The sequence below is a fragment of the Bradyrhizobium sp. 2TAF24 genome (genome assembly GCF_052115025.1).
Taxonomy (GTDB): domain Bacteria; phylum Pseudomonadota; class Alphaproteobacteria; order Rhizobiales; family Xanthobacteraceae; genus Bradyrhizobium_A.
Genome location: NZ_JBFRFW010000005.1, coordinates 133,798 through 152,185, shown reverse-complemented (window position 1 = coordinate 152,185; position 18,388 = coordinate 133,798). Strand labels below are relative to the sequence as shown.

The window sequence follows — 18,388 nt, the reverse complement described above, 5'->3', positions numbered from 1 at the left end:
TCCCTCCCGATCGTCCAGCCGCTCGCGGATCCGACACCGGTCCGCGGGCGCACTTGCGTGCCTTCTGCGAATTATTCGCAAGTAACTTGCCAAGCTCCCACCGATGTGTTGAATTCAGTTGCAAGTAATTCTTAATTGCATCTCTCAGAGGACATCAGGTGGACGTTTCAATGCGATGGCAGGCCCTGCTGGGCGGTTTGGCTGTGGTGTCGCTGGCCGGCGCAGGACCGGCCCGGGCGGCGGACTCCGCACAGGCATCCCAGGTCGCGCCACCCCCATTCGACTGGAACGGGGCGTATGTCGGCGCCCATGCCGGCTTCGGCCATGGCAGCGGCCGGGCAGCGATCGAAGACGGCGCGGCGGCGACGCAAGGCTTCGGCGGCATGGTCGGCGGCGTGCAGGCCGGCGCCAACCGTGTGCTGCCGTCAGGCCTCCTGCTCGGCATCGAGATCGATGCGATGCAGCCGAACGCCTATCCCTCCAACGGCGCGGTGTGGTCGGGCACGACCGCGGATCACAGCTTCAGCGAGCAGATCGACACCATCGCCACAGTGCGCGGCCGGCTCGGCTATGTGGCCGGCGACTGGATGATCTACGGCACCGGCGGACTTGCGCTGTCGTCGAGCCAGGTGACGCGCAATTCGCTCGCCGGTGACGGCGACCTCACGCGCGCCCTCACCCGCACCGGATGGGCGGCCGGCGCCGGCATCGAATATGCGCTGTCGCGCGACTGGAGCGCGCGCGTCGAATACCTCTACACCCGGTTCGGCAGTCGCAGCATCACGTTCGAGCCCGGCAGCACCTATGCCTCGGCGATGGATTTCTCCGCGCTGCGGATCGGTCTCAACCGCAAGTTCGGCTGGTCCGACGTCACGGCCTGGGACAGCGCGGCGATCGCCGCGCCGGAAGGCAGCAACTGGGAGATCCACGGCCAGACCACCTACATCCACCAGGGCTATCCGTCGTTCCGCTCGCCCTATGCCGGCGCCAGCAGCCTGAACGGCCCGTCGCAGGACAAGGAGACCTGGAGCACCAGCCTCTACATGACCTTCGGCCTGTGGGAGGGGGCGGAACTGCACTTCAATCCCGAGCTGCTGCAGGGCTTCGGCTTCAACAACACCGCCGGGCTCGGCGGCTTCTCCAACGGCGAGGCGCAGAAGTCGGACTTCCTCTACCCGCACTACAACACCTCGCGGCTGTTCGTGCGCCAGACCTTCGGCTTCGGGGGCGAACAGGAAACCGTCGAGAGCGACTACGGCCAGATGTCCGGCAAGCGCGACATCTCGCGCCTGACCGTCCAGGTCGGCAAGTTCGCGGTGCATGACGTGTTCGACAACAACGCCTATGCCCAGGATCCACGCGTCGATTTCCTCAACTGGTCAATCTGGGCGGCCGGCGCGTTCGATTATCCCGCCGACAAGGTCGGCCTGACCTACGGCGCCGTCGCCGAATGGAACGAGAAGCGCTGGGCGCTCCGCGCCGGCTACTTCCTGACCGGCAGCGAGCCGAATTCCAACACCTTCGACGGCGCGGTCTTCCGCCGCGGCGCCTATGTCGCGGAAGCCGAGGCGCGCACTTCGCTCGGCTCACTGCCCGGCAAGATCCGCGCCACCGCCTGGCTCAACAACGCCAACTCCGGCAGCTACCGCGGCGCCATCGACCTTAGCGCCGCCATTCCAGGCCTCGACATCAATGATGCCATCGGGCTGACCCGCGAAGGCCGCATCAAGTATGGCTACGTCATCGGCCTCGAGCAGGCGCTGAGCGACAGCGTCGGCCTGTTCGGACGCTGGAGCTGGAACAGCGGCACCAACGAGATCTCCGCGTTCACCGACATCGATGCGTCGCTATCCGGCGGTCTGTCGATCAAGGGCGCGTCATGGGGACGGCCGACGGATACCATCGGCCTCGCCGGCGCCGTCAACATGCTGTCGCGCGATCACCGCGATTATCTCGCACTCGGCGGCCGCGGCATCCTGATCGGCGACGGCGCGCTGAACTACCGTCCGGAGCAGATCGTCGAGGCGTACTACGCCATGACCGTCAGCAACGGCCTCGTCGCCACCATCGACTACCAGTACATCGCCAACCCCGCCTACAACGCCGACCGCGGACCGGTGTCGATCTTTTCGGGGCGCGTGCGTGGGTCGTTCTGATACTGACGCGTTACCTGCGAGGTAATCGATTCACTTTTGCCAGAGGTCATGATGGCCACACCCGCAAGGGCTTCCGATGACGACAAAGGAGACCATCATGACCGATGCCGTGAATGCACTGAAAATCGCCGAGACCTACATCACGCTGTGGAACGAACGCAACGAAGCGCGTCGCCGCGACCTCCTGGCGTCGAACTGGACGGGCGATGCCCGCTATATCGATCCACTCGCGACGAGCGAGGGCCATGGCGCCATCGACACCATGATCGCCGGGGTGCAGCAGCGCTTTCCCGATTTCGTGTTCGCGCTGATCGGCAAGCCCGACAGCCACGGCCCCTACGTTCGCTTCCAGTGGGGCCTCGGCCCGCGCGGCGGCGACAACCCGATCAAGGGCACCGACTTCGTGGTGACCGAAGGCGGCCGTATCCGCAGCGTCACCGGCTTTCTCGACCAGGTCCCCGGCTGATCAGCCTGGTCGATCGGCGCGGCCGCAGGCGGCTTGTCCTGCGGCCGCGCCTGCCACTGCAATCCATCGATGCACGGCGCGGCGCTTTCTTTTGGCAAAAGCGTCGGGATAGATTGCCGTTCCGCCATCGGAGCCTGAGCGCAATCATGGACAGCAAGCCACCGTCTTCTTCCGTGTCACAGCTTCATCCGCTGGAGGCTGCGACACGCCTGACGCCGGATGGCGACCACCTCGTCGGCCACACCAGCAAGGATTACTGGGCCTTCATCGGCCCGTTCGGCGGCGCCACCGCGGCGACGCTGCTGCGTACCGCGCTTGATCATCCCGAACGGATCGGCGATCCCCTGGCGCTGACGGTGAACTATTGCGCACCGATCGCCGAAGGCCCGATCCGGATCGCCGTCCGGCCGGCCAAGACCAACCGTTCGACCCAGCACTGGACCATGGAGCTGTTCCAGAGTGAGGGCGACATCCTCGCCACCGCGACCGCCGTGTTCGCCAGGCGCCGGTCCGGCTGGAGCCATACGGTGGCGCAGATGCCCGCTGTGCCGCAGCCGCAGGACCTCGCCGCCTATCCGGCGGGACTGACCACGCCGTGGGTCGATCAGTACGACTTGCGCTTCGTCGGCGGCCCGCCGCGCTTCCGCAAGACACCGCATCCCGAGCCGCAACCGGCGCAGACGCTGCTATGGCTGCGCGACGCCGTGCCACGGCCGCTCGACTTCCTGTCGCTGGCGTCGATGTCGGACGCGTTCTTCGGGCGCGTCTTCCATATCCTCGGCGTGCTGGTGCCGTTCGGTACGGTGTCGCTCACCACCTATTTCCACTGCGCGGCAGACGACCTGCCCGCCGGCGATGGCTGGGTGCTCGGCAATGCCGGCGCCAATGTCTACCGTGCCGGTTTCGGCGACCAGACCGCCGAGCTGTGGTCCCGCGACGGCCGCCTGCTCGCGACCTCGGTGCAGGCGACGTACTTTCGCGACTGGACGCCGCCGGCGACCTGAAGCCGGCTGACCGCGCGACATCATCTGCGGCGACTGTGCGCGGCGCGAAACGGTTGCCACAACATCCCGTTCGCGCCGCGCGCGACAGCTTGTTGCGCGCTCGCAACACTCGCTGGAGTCGTTGTCAGCGAATGACATGGATCAATTTCTCCGGGAGACCGCTTGCGTCTTATGCGCAGCACCATCGAAACGCAGTATGGCTCGCTGACTCCAGGAGACTTGAAAATGAAGACATCCACCGTGGCGCAGCTCGCATTCGCAGCCGCCCTGACCATCGGCGCTGCCGGCAGCCCCGCCTTCGCCGCCGATCTCAGCACCAAGGCGCCGGCCTACGCGCCGGCGGTGGAGCCCTGGAGTCCCTGGCAAATCCGCGTCCGTGCGCTGGCCGTCGTCCCTGACAGCGGCAACAGCACCGTCAACGTCGCCGCCGTGCCCAACCTGTCGTCGCCATTCTCCGGGCTCGACATGAACAACCAGGTCATTCCCGAGCTCGACATCAGCTACTTCTTCACGCCCAACATCGCCGCCGAACTGATTCTCGGCGTCACGCGGCATCACATCACCGGCAGCGGCGCGCTCGGCGGGCTCGATATCGGCAAGTCCTGGCTGCTGCCGCCGACCCTGACGCTGCAGTATCACTTCACCAACTTCGGCGCGTTCCAGCCTTATGTCGGCGTCGGCGTGAACTACACGGTGTTCTTCAGCCAGTCGGCGACCAATGCCGTCACGCCCGTGGGCAATCCGGCGGCGGGCCTCGCCGTGACCTCTCTCAACATCAAGAATGCGCCGGGCCTCGCACTCCAGGCCGGCTTCGACTACATGATCGACCGCCACTGGGGCATCAACTTCGACGTCAAGAAGCTGTTCCTGCGGGCCGACTACAACGCCATCGTCAACAACACCATCGCGGTCAACGGCCGCGCCAACATCGATCCCTGGCTGATCGGCGGCGGCGTCACCTACCGCTTCTAAGATGCTCTGACGATTTCATCGTCACACCAGCCGCGGGTCCACGGGCCCGCGGCTTTTGCCTTGGCCGTCACCTGCTCTCGGTTGCCTGACGATTGTCGCGCTACTGCATCGCCCGTCGTGCGAGGCCGGTGATCTTGTCCCAGTTGCCGGCACGGATGTCCGCCGTGGGGCATAGCCACGAGCCGCCGACCGCGATCACGTTGGGCTCGGCGAGCCATTCCGCCGCATTGGCCTCGCCGATGCCGCCGGTGGGACAGAACCGCGCCTGCGGAAACGGCCCGCCGAGCGCGCGCAGTGCCGGGATTCCACCAGCCTGCTGCGCCGGAAAGAACTTGTAGATGCTGAAGCCGCGGGCGAGCGCCGCCATCAGCTCCGACGCGGTGGCAATGCCCGGCACGAACGGCAGATCGCCCTCCGCCGCGGCGTCCAGCAGATCTGGCGTCGCACCGGGACTGAGCGCGAACTTCGCACCGAGCGCTTTCGCCCGGGCCAAATCCATCGGCGTCAGCACGGTGCCGATGCCGACGATAGCCTCCGGCACCTGCGCGATGATCGCTTCAGCTGCCGCCACCGCAGCCGCCGTGCGCAGGGTGATCTCCAGCGTGCGCACGCCGCCGGCAACCAGCGCGCGTGCCAGCGGCACGGCATCCTCGACACGCTCGATGGTGATCACGGGGACGACCCGCGCGGCCGTGAGCAGCGCAATCATGGCTTCGTCGCGGAATGCAGAAGGTGCTGGGGTCATGCCGTGGTGATCCGCCGCTGAATAACGGGAGTTTGAGCCGGCATCGCCGCACGCGGAATGAGCGCACCGGGATAGCCGACGACGATGCCGGCGAGATCATGCCCCGCCCGCGCCGCCGCGACCGGATCCGCTCCACCGATCCGCGCGGCAAGATAGGCCGCCGAATAGCTGTCGCCGGCGGCGGTGGTGTCGACGACCCGCGTGACCGGCGCGGCCCGCACCATCTGGTCGATCCCGGCCGTGCGCACCCGGCTGGCCGGCTCGGCGAGTTTCAGCACCAGCTCCGGCACCTGCAGACCGTCGGCCACCGCGGCGCCCCGCCCGGCGCCGAACAGCAGGTCGAGGTCCTCGACCGAAGCCAGCACGATGTCGGAGCCTTCGAACATCTCATGATAGGTGCGCTGAGCCAGCGCGCGATCGGGCCAGCCACGCGGCCGGAAATTGGTGTCGAACGCAACGCGGCGCCCGGCCTTGCGGACGTCGTCGAGCGCCCGCATCAGCCGCGTGCGGCCGGCGACGTCGTACAGCGACAGCGTCACGCCGGAGAGATAGACGACATCGTAGCCGGCCAGCGCCGCAAGGATCGCCCCGGTCTGCGGCAGGTCGAGCAGCGATCGTGCCGCCGAGCTGTCGCGCCAGTAGTGAAAGCGGCGTTCCCCCGCCGCGTTGGTCTCGATGACATAGAGCCCGGGCAGCTTGCCGGCGAGCCGCGCCACATGGCTGGTGCCGATGCCCTCGGTGCGCCAGCCCGCGACCATCTCGTCGCTCCAGGGATCGTCGCCGAGCGCCGTGACATAGTCGACGGTGACACCGAGCCGCGCGAGATAGGTCGCAGTGTTCAGCGTATCGCCGCCATAGCCGCGGGCGAGATGCCCACCCGCGGCCTCGGTCAGCTCGATCATGCATTCGCCGATGCAGGCGATCTTCATTGAGAGGCCTCGATGGGCCGGCAGGCGCCGGCCACGTCAGGCGACGAACTTGCCGCCGAGTTCATCCTCGATATGGATGCGGATGATGTCGTCGAAAGTCGTTTCCGCCGTCGTGAACCCGACCTCGCGTGCGCGCGCGGTGGAGAAGTCGCGCGGCCAGCTCGCCACCATGTTGACGATCACCGGATCGGGCGTACGGCGGATGCGGGCCGTGACCTTGGGGCCGGCGACACGCGCCAGCGCGGCGATCTGCTCACCCACCGTCGCCGACAGGCCAGGCATGCTGAGGCTGCGGCGCCATCCCAGCACCTTGAGATCCATGGTGCCGGCATGCAGCAGGAAGCCGACCGTCGAGCGCGGCGACGCATGCCAGTGCCGCACGTCCTCGGACACCGGCAGCACCGCTTCCTCGCCGTTGAGCGGCTCGCGGATGATATTGGAGAAGAAGCCGGACGCCGCCTTGTTGGGCCGGCCCGGCCGCACGCACACCGTCGGCAGGCGGATGCCGATGCCGTCGAGGAAACCGCGGCGCGAATAGTCGGCGAGCAGCAGCTCACCGATCGCCTTCTGGGTGCCGTAACTGGTCTGCGGTGTCAGGACGAACTCGTCGTCGATCTTGTCATGGAACGGCGCGCCGAACACTGCGATCGACGACGTGAACACCACGCGCGGCTTGTAGCCGTCGCCGACGGCGCGGATCGCCTCCAGCAGATAGCGCGTGCCGTCGAGATTGATGCGGTAGCCCTTGTCGAAATCGGCCTCGGCCTCGCCGGACACGATCGCCGCGAGATGGAAGATGACATCCGGACGGCTCGCGACCAGCGGCGCCACCGCGCCGGGCACCGCGAAGTCGCAGGTCACGGTGTCGACCGCGATGCGCGTATCCGCCGGCTTCGTCGGTGCGACCACGTCCTGCAATGTGAGTTTCGAGATCGCATTGGCGCCGAGCCGACCATCGTGCAGCAGTCGTTCGGTGAACTTGCGGCCGACCATGCCGGCGGCCCCGAGAATCAGGATGTGCAAGGACGTGCTCCTTCGTGGCAGAACTCATCATGTGGGAGCGCGATCGCCGAGCGATCGCCATGACCCGGTCGTCGCGCGCGGCCGACTGCGGCACGCGTCATGCGACACAGTCGATCATGCCCGTTTCCGTGCGCGAAGCCAATCGCAATTCGCGCGCGGCTGACCGCGCTATTCCTTCACCGCGCCGGTCATCGCCGACACATAATGCTCGACGAAGAAGGCATAGAGGATGACGAGCGGCAGCGAGCCGACCAGCGCGCCGGCCATCAGCGCGCCCCAGCGATAGATGTCACCGTCGACGAACTCGTTGACGATCGCCACCGGCACGGTCTTGTTCGGCGTCGACGACAGCAGCGTCAGTGCATAGATGAACTCGTTCCAGCACAGCGTGAACGAAAAGATGAACGCCGAGATCAACCCCGGCACCGCCAGCGGCAGGATGATCTTGATCAGGATCTGCCAGCGGCTGGCGCCGTCGATCAGCGCGCATTCCTCGAGCTCGAACGGAATGGTCTTGAAGTAGCCCATCAGCAGCCAGGTCGAGAACGGGATCAGCAGCGTCGGATAGACCAGGATCAGCGCCACCGGAGAATCGAACAGCCCGTAGGCATGGATGACGCTCGCCATCGGGATGAACAGGATCGACGGCGGCACCAGATAGGCGAAGAAGATCAGCGCGCCGACCACCTGGGCACCCCTGAACTGCAGGCGGACGATGGAATAGGCGGCGAGCACGCTGGCGGCGATCGACAGCACCGTGGCGCCGGCGGCGACATACATCGTGTTCCACAGCCAGCGCGGATATTCGGTCTCGAACAGCAGCTTCTGGATATGCTTGAACGTCGGATGGACCACCCAGAACGGGTTGTAGGTCTCCATGTCGATCAGCTGGGCGTCCGGCTTGATCGCAGTCAGCGCCATCCAATAGAACGGGAACAGCAGCACGATCAGGATGAGGCCGAGCGGCAGATAGAGCGTAACGAGGCGCTGCGGCAGCGTCTCGAGATAGCTCATGCCCTCGCTGGTATCGGCACGGGGCGCGGTCACGGCGGCATCAGTCATTGTTGGTCCCACCCTGCTGCCATTTGCGCTGCTGCAGGCCGAACCACGACAGCGTGATCGCGGCCAGCAGGAACGGAATCATCGCGGTGGCAATCGCCGCGCCTTCACCAAGGCGGCCGCTGAGGATCGCGCGCTGGTAGCTCAGCGTCGCCATCAGGTGCGTGGCGTTCACCGGCCCGCCGCGGGTCATCGCCCAGATCAGCTGGAAGTCGGTGAAGGTGAACAGCACCGAGAATGTCATCACCACCGCGATGATCGGGGTCAGCAGCGGATAGGTAATGTAGCGGAAACGCTGCCACGGCGTCGCGCCATCGAGGGTCGCGGCCTCGTAGAGCGACGGCGACACTGTCTGCAGGCCGGCCAGCAGCGTGATGGCGACGAACGGCACGCCGCGCCAGATGTTGGCGAAGATCACGCTGCCGCGCGCCCAGTTGCCGTCGCCGAGGAAATTGATGTTCTCGGTGATCAGATGCATCTTGCGCAGCGACCACGAGATGATCGAGAACTGCGCGTCGTAGATCCACCAGAACGCGATCGCCGACAGCACCGTCGGCACGATGAACGGGATCAGCACCGCGGCGCGGATCAGCGCCTTGAACGGCATGTGGCGGTTGAGCAGCAGCGCGAGATAGAGCCCGACCGCGAATTTGATGATGCTGGCGACGATGGTGTAGAGCAGCGTGTTGAACACCGACAGCCAGAACACGCCGTCGTCCCACAGCCACTCGTAGTTCTCCAGCCCGACGAACTCGCCGCCGCGCCCGATGCGGGCGTCCGTCAGGCTCATCCACAGCCCGAGCCCGAGCGGATAGGCCAGGAACAGCAGCAGGAACGCCGCCGCCGGCAGCATGAACCAGATCGCCAGCCAGTTGCGGTTGAACCGCAGGCGGCGCCACGCCTGGGCGAGGCCCGAGGGCTTCGGACGTGAGACCGGGGACGCTTCCAAGACCGCCATTCTGCCGCTGCTCCGAACACGAACCGGGACGATGTGCAGACCGGCCGGCGCGGAGGTCCGCGCCGGCCGGATGATGGGCTCAGGACCGATAGATCCGTTTCGCCTGCCGCTCGGCGCTGGCGATCGCGCCTTTGAGATCCTCGCGGCCGGTGCAGTAGTTGGCGAACATGTCCACCACCACGAAGTCGGCGATTGCCGCCGCCGCCTTCTCACCGAGCTTGCCGATACCCGCCGGCGTCAAGGTGCGCTTGGCGACGTCGCGATACGGCGTGACCTTCGGATCCGAGGTCCAGATCGGATTGGCATCGTAGGCCAGCAGGAACGGCGACAGGTAACCCTGCGCCGCCGCGATCCAGGGATTGAACTGGTCGGCCTCCTGCATGAAGGCGGACAGCGCCTTGCAGGCCTGCGGATACTTGGTGAACTGGAAGGTCAGGATCGGGAACGAGAGATGCAGCTCGGTCGGCTTTCCAACCGGACCGACCGGCATATAGGAGTGGTTCATGTCGTCCGCGATCGCCTTGTTCTCCTTCTTCGCGGTGACATAGATCGAGATGCCGTTGTTGGTCAGGTACAGCTCGCCTGCGAGGAACGCCTTGTTGTTGGAGCTGTCGTTCCACGACGCGGTGCCGGGAATGAAGGTGTCGTAGAGCTGCTTGACGTATTCCAGCGCCTTGGCGGTCTCCGGGGAATTGATGACGACCTTGTCGTCCTTGTCGACGAGGTAGCCGCCGTGGGACCACAACGCCCAGTGCACCCAGCCATTGGCGTCGCCCGAGGCGTGGCCAAGCGCGAAGCCGGCCGGGGTGTTGTTCTTCTTCAGGGCCCGGCACAACTCCAGGAAGCCCGCCGTGTCCTTCGGAAACTCCTTGAAACCGGCCTTCTCGCAAGCCGAGATCCGGTAATTGATCAGCGAACCGGTGGTCGCCACCGGAATGCCGACCCATTTGGCGCCGGTCTTGGCGTAGGCTTCCGCCGACGGCGTCCAGCCACCATACTTGCCACCGAGATAGGCGGCGACATCAGCCATATCCAGGCACTTCTCYGGGAACAGGTGCGGCAGCGAGTACAGGCCCCACACCATGTCGAGGCCCTGCCCGGTGTTGGCCGCCACCGACGCCTTCGGCTGGATATCGTCATAGGACTCGTTGGAGACGTTGACCTCGACCCCGGTGGCCTTGGTGAAGGCCTGGATCATGGCCATGAAGGCCTGGTCCTCGGCTTCGACGAAACGTTTCCAGCGCAGCAGGTTGATCTTGGCACCGGCCTCCGGCTTCCACGGCACGGTCTGCGCCCACGCCCTGGCGAAGCCGAACAGCTGGTCGGCCGACATCGCCGACAGGCCGGCGGCCGCAGCCGCGCCCCCCAGCAGCAGCGACCGTCTGCTCGGATTGAACTCCGTCATCCTCGTCTCCTCCTTGTAGGCGCCGGCTTGTTGATGGTGCCGGCTGCTTGCACTGACTTGAAACGTTAGGTCACAGGCGTTTTCCGGTCTCCTTGTCGAACAGGTGCACCACGCTGGTGCGAGGCCGCAGGCGGATGTTCTCGCCCGGACGCACCGTCTGGCGGTCCCGGAACACGGCGATGATGTCCTGGGCGCCGACCCGTGCCACAATCTGGGTTTCCGAGCCGGTCGGCTCGACCACCACGACCTCGGCCAGCACGCCGTCGTCGGCGAGCTCGAGGTGCTCGGGGCGCACGCCATAGACCACCGGCCGGCCGTCGGAGCCCGCGGGGGCCGACGCCAGCGGGAGCTTCGCGCCGCTCGCGGTCTCAACATGTGGGGTGCTGCCTGCCACCAGCTTGCCGTCGATGAAGTTCATGGCCGGCGAGCCGATGAAGCCGGCGACGAACTGGTTGGCCGGACGGTCGTAGAGGTCGAGCGGCGCGCCCATCTGCTCGATGATGCCGTCGTGCATCACCACGATCTTGTCGGCCATGGTCATGGCTTCGATCTGGTCGTGGGTGACGTAGACCGTGGTGGTCTTGAGCCGCTGGTGCAGCTCCTTGATCTCGGTGCGCATGGCGACACGCAACTTGGCGTCGAGATTCGACAGCGGTTCGTCGAACAGGAACACCTGTGGGTCACGCACGATGGCGCGGCCCATCGCCACGCGCTGGCGCTGGCCGCCGGAGAGCTGGCGCGGATAACGCGTCAGCAGCGGCTTGAGCCCGAGAATATCGGCAGCCTTGCTGACCCGTGTCTCGATCTCAGATTTTGGGGCGCCGCGCAGCTTCATCGAGAACGCCATGTTGTCCGCCACCGTCATGTGCGGATAGAGCGCGTAGTTCTGGAACACCATGGCGATGTCCCGCTCTTTGGGATGCACGTTGTTCACCACGCGCTCGCCGATCGAGATCGTGCCGGCCGTGATGCTTTCGAGGCCCGCCAGCATCCGCAGCAGCGTCGACTTGCCACAGCCGGACGGCCCGACCAGCACGACGAATTCGCCGTCCTCGATCGGGATCGTCACCCCGTGCAGCACCTCGAACCCGGCGAACGACTTGCGTACGTCATGAATCTGCACCGACGCCATGCTTTCCCCTCCTCAGGATTTTCGAGCGACATATGACGGAAGGCCACTTTCGCTTTTCTTGTTTTTGTCTCTCGTCTGCCGTGGCGTGGACCGGATGCTGGCGCAGCCCCGATCCGAAAACCATCATAGCCCAAGTTTGCGTTTGCGCTGCCCGATAAAAGTCTAAGAGACGCGCATTGGCAAGCGTCACGATGCAGCATCGTCAACGTTGCGGAGACAACATCGAAATGCGAGAGTCGCGGGCAATGATCGGCACGCAGACGCGCCGGTCACACGAATGTGCACTGCGGGAGAGACAATGAAAAAGCCGGAACCTGCCTCAAAAAAACGCAATCTCCGCTCGTCGCGCTGGTTCAACGATCCGAGCAATCCGGGAATGACTGCGCTCTATCTCGAGCGCTACCTAAATTATGGGTTGACCCGCGACGAACTGCAGTCCGGCAAACCGATCATCGGCATCGCGCAGACCGGCAACGATCTGTCGCCATGCAACCGTCATCACCTCGAACTTGCGCATCGTGTTCGTGAAGGCATCCGCGAGGCCGGCGGCATCGCGATGGAATTCCCGACCCATCCGATCCAGGAGACCGGCAAGCGCCCGACCGCGGCGCTCGACCGCAACCTCGCCTATCTCGGCCTCGTCGAAATCCTGTTCGGTTATCCGCTCGACGGCGTGGTGCTGACCACCGGCTGCGACAAGACGACACCGGCCTGCCTGATGGCGGCGGCGACCGTCAACCTGCCGGCCATCGTGCTGTCGGGCGGGCCGATGCTCAACGGCTGGTTCAACGGCGAGCGCACCGGCTCCGGCACCGTGGTGTGGAAGTCGCGCGAGCGCCTCGCCGCCGGCGAGATCGACTATGAGGAGTTCATGGAGATCGTGGCCTCGTCGGCGCCGTCGGTCGGCCACTGCAATACCATGGGCACCGCCTCGACCATGAACTCGCTGGCGGAAGCGCTCGGCATGTCGCTGCCGGGCTGCGCCGCCATTCCCGCGCCGTATCGCGAGCGCGGCCAGATCGCCTACGAGACCGGCAAGCGCATCGTCGAGATGGTGTGGGAAGATCTCAAGCCGTCGGACATCCTCACCCGCAAGGCGTTCGAGAACGCCATCGTCGTCAACTCGGCGATCGGTGGCTCGACCAACGCGCCGATCCACATCAATGCGCTGGCGCGCCATATCGGCGTCGAGCTCAAGGTCGAGGACTGGCAGACGGTCGGCCATGACGTGCCGCTCTTGGTCAACCTGCAGCCAGCCGGCTTCTATCTCGGCGAAGAATATCACCGCGCCGGCGGCGTGCCCGCGGTGGTGCGCGAGCTGATGACGCACAAGCGCATCCACGAGGACGCGATCACCGCCAACGGCCGCACCATGGGCGAGAACTGCAAGGACGCGCCGAAGGCCGACGGCGACGTGATCTGGAGCTACGACAAGCCGCTGGTGAAGGACGCCGGCTTCCTGGTGCTGCACGGCAACCTGTTCGATTCCGCGATCATGAAGACCAGCGTGATCTCCAAGGAGTTTCGCGAGCGCTATCTCTCGGACCCGCAGAGCCCGAACGCCTTCGAGGGCCGCGCCATCGTGTTCGAGGGACCGGAGGACTACCACCACCGCATCGACGATCCCGCGCTTGCCATCGACGAGCACTGCATGCTGTTCGTGCGCGGCGTCGGGCCGATCGGCTATCCCGGCGGCGCCGAGGTCGTGAACATGCAGCCGCCGGCAGCGCTGATCAAGCGCGGCATCCACGCGCTGCCGTGCATCGGTGACGGCCGCCAGTCCGGCACGTCGGGATCGCCGTCGATCCTCAACGCCTCCCCGGAAGCCGCCGCCGACGGCGGCCTCGCGCTGCTCAAGACCGGCGACCGGGTGCGCATCGACCTCAACAAGGGCGAGGCCAACATCCTGATCTCCGACGCCGAGCTTGCCGAGCGCCGCGCGGCGCTGAAAGCCCGCGGCGGCTTCGGCCATCCGGAGAACCAGACGCCGTGGCAGGAGATCTACCGCAACACCGTCGGCCAGCAGTCGACCGGCGCCTGCATGGAGCTCGCCACGCGCTACCAGAACATCGCCGGCCGCGTCGGCGTCGCCCGCGACAACCATTGAGCGGAATTGCCGTAGCCCGGGTGAGCGAAGCGACACCCGGGACAGCCAAGTTCCCGGATATCGCGCTCTCGCCCTCATCCGGGCTACGGCCGACGACTTACCACCTCATCCTGAGGAGCCCGCGCCGCGGGCGTCTCGACGGATGAGGCCCCCCGATGGTTCGAGACGGCGCACCGCGCCTCCTGACCATGAGGAGCAATCGCAGCACTTGATTGCAGCCATCATCGACTGAAAGACCCAGAGAGGACCTATGACTGATCGACTGAAGGGAAAGCGCGCCCTTGTCACCGCCGCCGCGGCGGGAATCGGCCGCGCCAGCGCACTTGCGTTCGCGCGTGAGGGCGCCACCGTGATCGCCACCGACATCGATGACAAGGGGCTGGCGTCGCTGAAGCAGGAAGGCATCGCCGAGGTGGCGCGGCTCGACGCCCGCAACACCGCCGATGTCAATGCGCTGGCCGAGCGCGTCGGCAAGGTCGACGTGCTGCTCAACGCCGCCGGCTTCGTGCACAACGGCACCATTCTCGACTGCAGCGAGGACGACTGGGATTTCTCCTTCGACCTCAACGTCAAGTCGATGCACCGCACCATCAAGGCGTTCCTGCCCGCGATGCTGGCAGGCGGCGGCGGCAGCATTGTCAACATCGCCTCCGCGGCCGGCGTGTTCAAGGCCGCGCCCAACCGCTACGTCTACAGCGCCACCAAGTCCGCGGTCGCGGCGCTGACCCGCGCCGTCGCCGTCGACTTCATCGGCAAGGGCGTCCGCTGCAACTGCATCTGCCCCGGCACCATCGAGACGCCGTCGATGCTCGGACGTGCCGCAGCCGCCGGCCCCGGCGGCCGCGAGATGTTCGTCAGCCGCCAGCCCATGGGCCGGCTCGGCACCGCCGAGGAGATCGCGTCCCTCGCGCTCTATCTCGCCAGCGACGAAAGCGCCTTCACCACCGGTGTCGCCCACATCATCGACGGCGGCTGGACGCTCTGAACCCGCATCACGGGACGCCCGGCATCGCCGACGCTCCGACGGAGGACTGCAATGAACGATATCGACCTGAAGGGGCGCTGCGCGGTGGTCACCGGTGGCGCGCAGGGCTTTGGCCGCGCCATCACCGAACGCTTCGTGGCGTCCGGCGCCAAGGTGGCGATCTGGGACGTCGACCAGTCGCTGATGGACAAGACGGCGAAGGAGATCGGGCCGGCGGTGACCGCGATCAAGGTCGACATCACCGAGCTTGCCGCGGTGGAAGCCGCCCGCGACAAGACCATCGCCGCGCTCGGCGGCATTGACATCCTCGTCAACAATGCCGGCATCGCCGGCATCAACCGCACGGTGTGGGAGACCGATCTCGAGGAATGGCGCAAGGTGATGCGCATCAACCTCGACGGCCCTTTCATCTGCTGCAAGGCGATCGTGCCGACCATGGTCAAGCAGGACTATGGCCGCATCATCAACATCGCCTCGATCGCCGGCAAGGAAGGCAATCCCAACGCCGCGCACTACTCCGCGTCCAAGGCGGGCGTGATCGCGCTGACCAAGTCGCTCGGCAAGGAGCTTGCCAACACAAAAATTGCCGTCAACGCGGTGACGCCGGCAGCGGCGCGCACCGCGATCTTCGACCAGATGACCCAGCAGCACATCGATTTCATGCTGTCCAAGATCCCGCGCGGCCGCTTCGTGCTGGTCGAGGAGCTGGCGGCGATGGTGGCCTGGATGGCATCGGAAGAGTGCGCCTTCACCACCGGCGCGGTGTTCGACATCTCCGGCGGCCGCGCGACGTATTGAGGGCGCCGACCGCCCCATCGCCGCCGCGACAGGGGCTGCCAGCGATCACGACCGCGGCTTCTATTCGTCGTCATGCCCGGGCTCGTCCCGGGCATCCACGTCTTGAAGGCACGCCCGCAAGGAAGACCTGGATGCCGCGACAAGCGCGGGCATGACGGAGTGAATAGAGACATACTGTTCTCGGAGGGCACCCTTCCCCCTCATCCTGAGGAGCCCGCGCAGCGGGCGTCTCGAAGGATGAGGCCGGGCATCAGCGGCACCTTGGCCTCATGGTTCGAGACGCGCAGCTGCGCTGCGCTCCTCGCCATGAGGGGTAAATCCGAGGTCCGAACATCGGCCGGAAACGGCGCCGCTCGTCGACACGGCCCCCATCGGTCGGCGGTCGACTGACATCCGTGACTTCGTCCCTACACCGGCGCCGGGCTGAACCGCGCGACGAGCTGATAGCTGCTGCCGGGGTAGGACAGCGTCACATGGGTGATGATATGCCCGCCATAGCGGGTGCGGCGTTCGACGACGAGGCAGGCGTCGCCCTTGGCGATGTCGAGGTGCCGCGCCACCTCCTCGGAGGCGTTGACGGCGCGAATGTGATGCTCGGCCTCGCTCCACGGCACCTTCTTCAAGAGCCAGTTGCCCGGCGAGGTCTCGGTGAAGTCGACCCCGGCAGCGGACGGCACCGCCTCGAGGTTGATCAGGCGATCCTCCACCACCACCGCCTTGTCGTCGGCGAAATGGATGCTGGTCAGCGCCAGGATGCGCGTGCCGGCCTCGACGTCGAGACGGGCGGCATCGCGCTTGGTCGCCTTGCGCTCGCTGCGGCCGACCAGGGCAATGCGATAGGCCTTGCCCTCGCGCTGGATCTCGGCCTCGGTGTCATGGATCTGCAGCACGTTCTTTTCGGCGCTGGGCTGCGCGACAAAGCTGCCGGAGCGGCGGCGGCGCACGATCAGGCCGGAGGCGGCGAGTGCGCTGAGCGCCTTGTTAACCGTCATCCGCGAGCAGTGATAGCGCTTGAGCAGTTCCTGCTCAGAGGGCACGCGCGCCCCCGGCGGCCAGTCGCCGGAGACGATTGCGGTCTCGAGCGCGCGCTGGATCTCGGCATAGCGCGCCACGCCGGTCTGTCGCGGCCGTGGCGTGCGCACGTCAGGCATCGATCAGCCTCCCGAGGGTCGCGCGGTAGCGTGCCGCGATGGCATCGCGCTGCAGGTGACGCCCGCCGTCCACCACCTTGACGCCGCCGGCGAATACGCTGTCCACCGCCGGACGCCCCGGCACGAAGATCCAGGAATCCAGCCAGTGCTCGCGGGCGACCGTCGAAAAGCTGGTGTGCTCGGCGTCCAGCACCACGATGTCCGCGCGCTGGCCGACGGCGAGCGAGCCGATCGGCCGGCCCAGCGCCTGCGCGCCGCCGGCGAGCGCCGCGGTGAACAGGCGATGCCCGGTGGATTCGCCGGCCTCGGTGGTCATGATGTTGCGGCCGCGGCGGCCGAGCCGCTGGCTGTATTCGAGCAGGCGCAGCTCGCCGGCCGCATCGATCTCGATATTGGAATCCGAGCCGACGCCGAACCGGCCGCCGGCGGCAAGGAATTCGGGGCCGTTGAAGATGCCGTCGCCGAGCGACGCCTCGGTGATCGGGCACAGGCCCGCCACCGCCCCCGACGCCGCCATCCGCTGTGTCTCGTCCGCCGTCATATGGGTGGCATGGATCAGGCACCAGCGCGCGTCAACCGGCATGTGGTCGTAGAGCCAGGCGACCGGCCGCGCGCCGGACCAGGCGAGGCAGTCGTCGACCTCCTTGACCTGCTCGGCGATGTGGATGTGGATCGGCCCCTGCGGCGTCGCCTTCACCACCTCGGCGAGGGTCTCCGGCGTCACCGCGCGCAGCGAGTGCGGCGCGATGCCGACCGCGGTCGACGGCAGGTTCGCCGCCGCGGCGCGGGTCGCCTCGACCAGCCTGAGGAAACGCTGGGGATCGTTGAGGAAGCGACGCTGGCCGGCCACGGCCGGCGCGGCGCCGAAGCCGCCATAGGCATAGAACGCCGGCAGCAGCGTGAGGCCGATGCCGGTCGCGCCGGCGGCCGCGGTGACCCGCGATGCCATCTCCGCGAGATCGGCATAGGGCGTGCCGTCGGCGCCGTGATGGATGTAGTGGAATTCGCCGACCGCGGTGAAGCCGCGCTCCAGCATCTCGGCATAGGCATAGGCGGCGATGGCCTCGACATCCTCGGGCGTGAGGCGGCCGAGAAAGCGGTACATCACGTCGCGCCACGTCCAGAAGCTGTCGTCGCCGGGGCCGCGCCGTTCGGCGAGCCCAGCCATGCCGCGCTGGAAGGTGTGGCAGTGCAGGTTGGGCAGTCCGGGAACCGCGATGCCCTTGACGCGCTCGCTGCCCGCGGCGTCAGCGTCCGTCACAACCTGCGATATTGCCCCGTCGGCCACCGCAATCCGCACGTTGCGGGCCCAGCCGCCAGGCAGAAAAGCGTGATCGAAGAACAGCGTGCGGGCCGCCCCGGAATCCTTTGCGCTCGTCGCGGCGAGGGTCTGAGATCGTGTCATCCGGTCGGCCTCCATGCTCGTGGACATCTTATGTATAGACAATTGGGCCGCGGTCGGCAATTATGTATAGACAATTAAGCGCCCATGGCCGAG

16 protein-coding genes are annotated in these 18,388 nt (G+C 66.5%); 7 read left to right on the top strand and 9 right to left on the bottom strand.

The window, feature by feature from the left end:
- The first annotated feature begins 170 nt into the window (after positions 1–170).
- The 4 genes from AB4Z37_RS10235 (at position 171) to AB4Z37_RS10220 (ending at position 4,598) form a co-directional block, all read left to right on the top strand.
- Entirely contained in the window at positions 171–2,156 is a 1,986-nt protein-coding gene (locus tag AB4Z37_RS10235; RefSeq protein WP_441516619.1) for a carbohydrate porin, read from the top strand.
- Between the two features lie 97 nt (positions 2,157–2,253).
- Positions 2,254–2,622, top strand: a complete 369-nt coding sequence (locus AB4Z37_RS10230; protein WP_441516618.1) for a nuclear transport factor 2 family protein — start codon at positions 2,254–2,256, stop codon at positions 2,620–2,622.
- A gap of 146 nt (positions 2,623–2,768) precedes the next feature.
- Entirely contained in the window at positions 2,769–3,626 is an 858-nt protein-coding gene (locus AB4Z37_RS10225) for an acyl-CoA thioesterase (RefSeq protein WP_441516617.1), read from the top strand.
- Between the two features lie 225 nt (positions 3,627–3,851).
- Complete coding sequence (locus AB4Z37_RS10220) at positions 3,852–4,598, top strand: OmpW/AlkL family protein (RefSeq protein ID WP_441516616.1); 747 nt, start codon at positions 3,852–3,854, stop codon at positions 4,596–4,598.
- A 100-nt stretch (positions 4,599–4,698) separates the two neighbouring features.
- Here the strand turns inward: AB4Z37_RS10220 and eda are convergent, their stop codons facing one another.
- The 7 genes from eda to AB4Z37_RS10185 form a co-directional block, all read right to left on the bottom strand.
- Complete coding sequence (gene eda, locus AB4Z37_RS10215) at positions 4,699–5,343, bottom strand: bifunctional 4-hydroxy-2-oxoglutarate aldolase/2-dehydro-3-deoxy-phosphogluconate aldolase (protein ID WP_441516615.1); 645 nt, start codon at positions 5,341–5,343, stop codon at positions 4,699–4,701.
- Positions 5,340–6,272 (bottom strand): sugar kinase, encoded by a 933-nt coding sequence (locus AB4Z37_RS10210; protein ID WP_441516614.1) that lies wholly within the window; start codon positions 6,270–6,272, stop codon positions 5,340–5,342. Before AB4Z37_RS10210 ends, eda begins: the two co-directional genes overlap by 4 nt.
- Positions 6,273–6,308: 36 nt before the next feature.
- Complete coding sequence (gene denD, locus AB4Z37_RS10205) at positions 6,309–7,295, bottom strand: D-erythronate dehydrogenase (RefSeq protein WP_441516613.1); 987 nt, start codon at positions 7,293–7,295, stop codon at positions 6,309–6,311.
- A gap of 168 nt (positions 7,296–7,463) precedes the next feature.
- Positions 7,464–8,357 carry a carbohydrate ABC transporter permease gene (locus tag AB4Z37_RS10200; RefSeq protein ID WP_441516612.1) on the bottom strand — a complete coding sequence of 298 codons (894 nt, stop codon included), beginning with the start codon at positions 8,355–8,357 and terminating at the stop codon, positions 7,464–7,466.
- Positions 8,350–9,312, bottom strand: coding sequence for a carbohydrate ABC transporter permease (locus AB4Z37_RS10195; RefSeq protein ID WP_441516611.1), 963 nt, complete (start codon positions 9,310–9,312; stop codon positions 8,350–8,352). Before AB4Z37_RS10195 ends, AB4Z37_RS10200 begins: the two co-directional genes overlap by 8 nt.
- A gap of 79 nt (positions 9,313–9,391) precedes the next feature.
- Positions 9,392–10,717, bottom strand: coding sequence for an ABC transporter substrate-binding protein (locus AB4Z37_RS10190; RefSeq protein WP_441516610.1), 1,326 nt, complete (start codon positions 10,715–10,717; stop codon positions 9,392–9,394).
- A 70-nt stretch (positions 10,718–10,787) separates the two neighbouring features.
- A complete protein-coding gene (locus AB4Z37_RS10185; RefSeq protein ID WP_441516609.1) occupies positions 10,788–11,849 on the bottom strand; it encodes an ABC transporter ATP-binding protein in 1,062 nt (353 codons plus the stop codon).
- A gap of 298 nt (positions 11,850–12,147) precedes the next feature.
- Between AB4Z37_RS10185 and AB4Z37_RS10180 the strand changes: the two genes are divergently transcribed.
- The 3 genes from AB4Z37_RS10180 to AB4Z37_RS10170 all read left to right on the top strand — a co-directional run bounded on the left by AB4Z37_RS10180 (position 12,148) and on the right by AB4Z37_RS10170 (position 15,739).
- Positions 12,148–13,956, top strand: a complete 1,809-nt coding sequence (locus AB4Z37_RS10180; protein ID WP_441516608.1) for an IlvD/Edd family dehydratase — start codon at positions 12,148–12,150, stop codon at positions 13,954–13,956.
- A gap of 250 nt (positions 13,957–14,206) precedes the next feature.
- Positions 14,207–14,941 (top strand): SDR family oxidoreductase, encoded by a 735-nt coding sequence (locus tag AB4Z37_RS10175; protein WP_441516607.1) that lies wholly within the window; start codon positions 14,207–14,209, stop codon positions 14,939–14,941.
- A gap of 51 nt (positions 14,942–14,992) precedes the next feature.
- Positions 14,993–15,739, top strand: a complete 747-nt coding sequence (locus AB4Z37_RS10170) for an SDR family NAD(P)-dependent oxidoreductase (protein ID WP_441516606.1) — start codon at positions 14,993–14,995, stop codon at positions 15,737–15,739.
- A 407-nt stretch (positions 15,740–16,146) separates the two neighbouring features.
- On the opposite strand, the gene hutC is transcribed toward AB4Z37_RS10170, so the two are convergent.
- On the bottom strand, positions 16,147–16,890 hold the full coding sequence (gene hutC / locus AB4Z37_RS10165; protein ID WP_441516605.1) for a histidine utilization repressor: 744 nt from the start codon (positions 16,888–16,890) through the stop codon (positions 16,147–16,149).
- The gene (locus tag AB4Z37_RS10160) at positions 16,883–18,295 is read right to left on the bottom strand and encodes a formimidoylglutamate deiminase (RefSeq protein WP_441516604.1); all 1,413 of its coding nucleotides are present in this window, start codon (positions 18,293–18,295) and stop codon (positions 16,883–16,885) included. Before AB4Z37_RS10160 ends, hutC begins: the two co-directional genes overlap by 8 nt.
- Between the last annotated feature and the right edge of the window lie 93 nt (positions 18,296–18,388).